The sequence below is a fragment of the Rhodoferax sp. genome (assembly GCF_037143375.1).
GTDB lineage: Bacteria > Pseudomonadota > Gammaproteobacteria > Burkholderiales > Burkholderiaceae_C > Rhodoferax.
The window spans coordinates 1-4011 of the sequence record NZ_JBAWYV010000222.1 but is presented as its reverse complement, the minus strand read 5'-3'; the positions used below and the strand labels follow the sequence as shown (position 1 = coordinate 4011).

Below are 4011 nucleotides of genomic sequence, written 5' to 3'. Positions count from 1 at the left end.
TGGCTGAAACGGTCAGTTATTGGGCCACGCACGGGGTTCAAAATGCCGAGTTAAAAATTGATGGTGCGGGGGGTGAATCGATTGCCGTCAGCATTTCCCTTAAAGGGGATGAGGCGCATATTGGCTTCAGGACTGATCAGTTGGAAACCCGGCAGATGCTCGAAGGGGCCGTGGCGCACCTGAAGGAACTTCTGACGAGCGAGGGCTTGGTGCTGTCGGGCGTTTCCGTAGGCGCGTCAGGTCAAGACAAAGCCGGTGCGCAAGATCAGCGCAACCAGCCAGGCGCGCGACAGGTAACCCTTGTGTCAACTGAAACAGCACCCGTTGAAAATATTCCGAGAGCCAGCAAAGCTGTCACAAGAGCCCTTGATCTCTATGTATAAGCTTTTGCTTTCGTTATTAGCCTAGAAGCAATGCTTATTAGTGGTTAATCTGGCCGTTGCTTCGCGCAAAATGCTAAATAATGAAATTCAACACAATGTGTAAAAGGAAATACAGTGGCCACCAAACCTGAAGCAGTCGAAGAGGTCAAAGCCCCTGCCAAAAGCAAGAAAATGCTTTTCATTATTATTGGTGCCGTTCTCGTCTTGGCTTTGGGCGGTGGTGGGGCGTTTTTCTACATCAGCAAACAGCGTGCGGCCGCGGCGGCCGAGGGCGAAGACGTTGCGCCAGAAAAGTCGGCCCATGCGGATCCGAAAAAGGCCCCGGTATATTTACCGCTGGATAACATGGTTGTTAATCTGGCCGACCCCGGTGGTGACAAAGTAGCCCAGATTGGCATTACCCTGGAAGTGGCGGATGCACATGCATCTGATTCCGTGAAGGCGTATTTGCCAACGATCCGCAGTGGCATTCTTTTGCTGATTGCGCAGCGTACTTCTGAAGAATTACTGACACAGGATGGCAAGCAAAAACTTGCCAAAGATATTCTCCATCAGGCAGCGATCCCCTTTGGTGGTGGCGATGAAGAGCCAGTGGATGAGGCATCGCCAGTCAAAAAGAAAAAGCCAGCCAAGAAAGCTGCGGTGCATGAGTACCCCGTGGTAGGCGTGCTTTTTTCAAGCTTTATTGTTCAATGATGGTTTTGAAGACGCTTTCCCATGAGTGAATCCTTTCTCTCTCAAGAAGAAGTCGACGCCCTGCTGGAGGGTGTGACAGGCGAAAGCCAAAAGCTGGCTGAGGAAGTGCACGAGAGTGGTGAAGTTCGCGCTTACAACATATCTAGCCAAGAGCGGATTGTTCGCGGGCGGATGCCCACGATGGAAATCGTCAATGAGCGATTTGCACGAAATCTGCGGGTTGGACTTTTTAATTTCATCCGCAGAAGCCCCGAGATTTCTGTCGGACCCGTGACGGTGCAGCGCTACAGCGCATTTTTGCGTGAACTGGCGGTGCCCACCAATTTCAACATTGTGGCTATTCGGCCCTTGCGCGGCAGTGGCTTGATTGTGTGTGAACCGGCGCTTGTCTTTGGCGTTATTGATACCTTGTACGGTGGCATTGGCAAGTTTCAGGCGCGCATTGAAGGGCGTGATTTTTCGGCAACCGAGCAACGCGTTATCAACCGTCTGGTTGATGTCATCACGGATGAATATAAAAAAGCCTGGAAAGGCATTTATCCGTTGGAACTGGAATACCAACGCTCAGAAATGCAGCCGCAGTTTGCCAATATTGCGACACCCAGTGAGATTGTGATTTCAACCTCCTTTCAGCTTGAAATTGGTGAGATCACCGGGGCCATCCACTTTTGCATGCCTTATGCGACGCTGGAGCCGATTCGCGATGTGCTGTATTCGTCCACCCAAGGTGACTCCATTGAGGTCGATCGGCGCTGGGTGAATGTGTTGACGCAAGAAATTCAGGCGGCTGAAATTACCTTGGTGGCCGAATTGGCTCGGGCTGACGCGACAATTGAGCAGTTGCTGGCCATGAAGGTTGGGGATTTCATTGAGTTGGATCGCCAGCCACGCATTCAGGTGACGGTCGACAGCGTGCCGGTCTTTGAATGCCAGTACGGCACACACAACGCAAAATATGCGGTTCGAATTGAAAAAAGTTTGAGGGGCTAAGCGCCTCAATGCGAAGGAAAATACCATGGCAATAGATGACAAACCCGTAGAAGATGATGGCATGGCCGATTGGGCTGAGGCGCTCCTAGAGCAGAAAAGCTCCGATGGCGCCGGCAGTGGCATGGAGTCAGGTGGCGTCCTGACGGGCGACTCCCCGCGTTCTTTTACTTCGGGTGATGCGCCAATCGACGATATCAGCCGCGTGTTGGACATTCCGGTTCAGCTCTCAGTAGAGTTGGGCCGAACCAAGGTGCCTATCCGACACATTCTTCAATTGGGGCAAGGCTCGGTCGTCGAGTTGGATGCCTTGGCGGGTGAGCCGATGGATGTGCTGGTCAATGGCTATTTGATTGCGCAGGGTGAGGTGGTGGTGGTGAACGATAAATTCGGTATTCGTTTGACCGATGTCGTCACGCCCTCTGAACGACTGCGTCGCGTCAGCAAGGGATGATTTAAGCGATGACGCAAACATTCATTTCAGTCGCTCTTTTTGTCATTCTGCTGGCGTTGGTTCCGTTTGGGCTGAAGTGGGTGCAGCGTCGCTCTGCTGTTGGTCTGGGTGGTGCAGTTGCTGCGTCCAGAGTGGTTTCTGCCGTGGCGGTCGGTCAGCACCAACGAGTGGTCACGGTCGAGGTCGGTCCAGAAGGTGCGCGTGTCTGGCTGACGCTAGGCGTTACGCCCCAGGCGATTACTTGCCTTCACAGTGCGCCCATTGACGTAAAAAACTCTGCTTCTTCGCCTGTTAACGTTGATTTGGCGCCCGTTTTATCGTGATTCAGGAGGTTGGGGTGACGGATCAATTAAGTCGCAGTGAAAAAACAAAAGGGCTGGTTCGTTCCGTCTTGGCAGGGGTGCTTGTCTTTGCCTCTCAATCTGACGCATGGGCCCAGACTGGGGGGCAGTTGCCTTTGCTGATGGGTACTGGTGGTTCAGGGGTGAGTTTTTCAGTTCCCATCCAGACCTTGTTATTTTTTTCGGCGCTGTCTTTTTTGCCAGCCGTTTTGCTCATGATGACCGGGTTCACGCGCATCGTGATCGTGCTCTCACTGCTGCGCCAAGCCTTGGGAACCCAGTCGGCGCCGCCTAATCAGGTGGTGGTTGGGCTCTCGCTTTTTCTGACATTCTTCGTAATGGGGCCCACGCTCGATAAAGTCTATAACGACGCTTATTTACCTTACACAAAAAGTACGATTTCTTTTGAGCAGGCCCTGGCCAATGGTGAAGATCCTTTGCGTCAGTTCATGAGCAAACAAACCCGGCAGTCTGACTTGGCCCTTTTTACAAAATTGGCTAAATTGGAGCCGGGCACCAATGCCCAAAATGCGCCGATGCGCATTCTTGTGCCAGCTTTTGTGACCAGTGAGCTCAAGTCTGCCTTTCAGATCGGGTTCATGATCTTTATTCCTTTCCTGGTGATAGATATTGTGGTGGCCAGTGTGCTGATGTCATTGGGCATGATGATGTTGTCGCCGGTGTTGGTGGCGCTGCCGTTCAAGTTGATGCTGTTTGTCCTTGCTGATGGATGGAACCTGCTCATTGGCTCACTGGCTGCCAGTTTTGTTACTTAGGAGCTGTCTATGAATGCGCAAATGGTTTTAACCATGGGGCAAGAAGCCTTGTTGATGTTGTTGATGGTGTCCGCTCCGGTGCTGGGTGTTGTCCTTGTAGTGGGTTTGGTGGTGAGCCTATTTCAGGCAGTCACTCAGATCAATGAGGCCACGCTGGCGTTCGTCCCCAAACTGATTGCTGCCATGGCGGTGTTTGCCATTGCGGGTCCGTGGATGTTGAACATGCTGGTTGAATACATTCGCCGAACTATTGAAGCCATCCCTTCTGCCGTGGTTTAAGCCGCTAAATAGGCCGTGATTTCATTCACTGAAGCTCAATTGGTGGCGTGGTTGTCGCCACTGCTTTGGCCATTTTTGCGTGTGTTGGCCGTTTT

At 52.2% G+C, this 4011-nt stretch carries 7 protein-coding genes and 1 pseudogene; all 8 read left to right on the top strand.

Features of this window, described 5'->3' with window-relative positions; all coding sequences use genetic code 11:
• Positions 1–383: flagellar hook-length control protein FliK (locus WCG50_RS17995; protein WP_336900971.1), on the top strand; the 383-nt coding region annotated here is incomplete at its 5' end.
• Positions 384–497: 114 nt separating this feature from the next.
• The gene (locus WCG50_RS17990) at positions 498–1079 is read left to right on the top strand and encodes a flagellar basal body-associated FliL family protein (protein ID WP_336900970.1); all 582 of its coding nucleotides are present in this window, start codon (positions 498–500) and stop codon (positions 1077–1079) included.
• Positions 1080–1100: 21 nt separating this feature from the next.
• On the top strand, positions 1101–2069 hold the full coding sequence (gene fliM, locus WCG50_RS17985) for a flagellar motor switch protein FliM (protein ID WP_336900969.1): 969 nt from the start codon (positions 1101–1103) through the stop codon (positions 2067–2069).
• A gap of 25 nt (positions 2070–2094) precedes the next feature.
• On the top strand, positions 2095–2520 hold the full coding sequence (fliN, locus tag WCG50_RS17980) for a flagellar motor switch protein FliN (protein WP_336900968.1): 426 nt from the start codon (positions 2095–2097) through the stop codon (positions 2518–2520).
• Between the two features lie 8 nt (positions 2521–2528).
• A complete protein-coding gene (locus WCG50_RS17975; protein ID WP_336900967.1) occupies positions 2529–2843 on the top strand; it encodes a flagellar biosynthetic protein FliO in 315 nt (104 codons plus the stop codon).
• Positions 2844–2983: 140 nt separating this feature from the next.
• Positions 2984–3637, top strand: coding sequence for a flagellar type III secretion system pore protein FliP (gene fliP, locus WCG50_RS17970; RefSeq protein WP_336900972.1), 654 nt, complete (start codon positions 2984–2986; stop codon positions 3635–3637).
• 9 nt (positions 3638–3646) lie between these two features.
• Positions 3647–3916, top strand: a complete 270-nt coding sequence (gene fliQ / locus WCG50_RS17965; protein WP_336900966.1) for a flagellar biosynthesis protein FliQ — start codon at positions 3647–3649, stop codon at positions 3914–3916.
• 15 nt (positions 3917–3931) lie between these two features.
• A pseudogene (locus tag WCG50_RS17960) lies at positions 3932–4011 on the top strand (flagellar biosynthetic protein FliR); the annotation flags it as partial.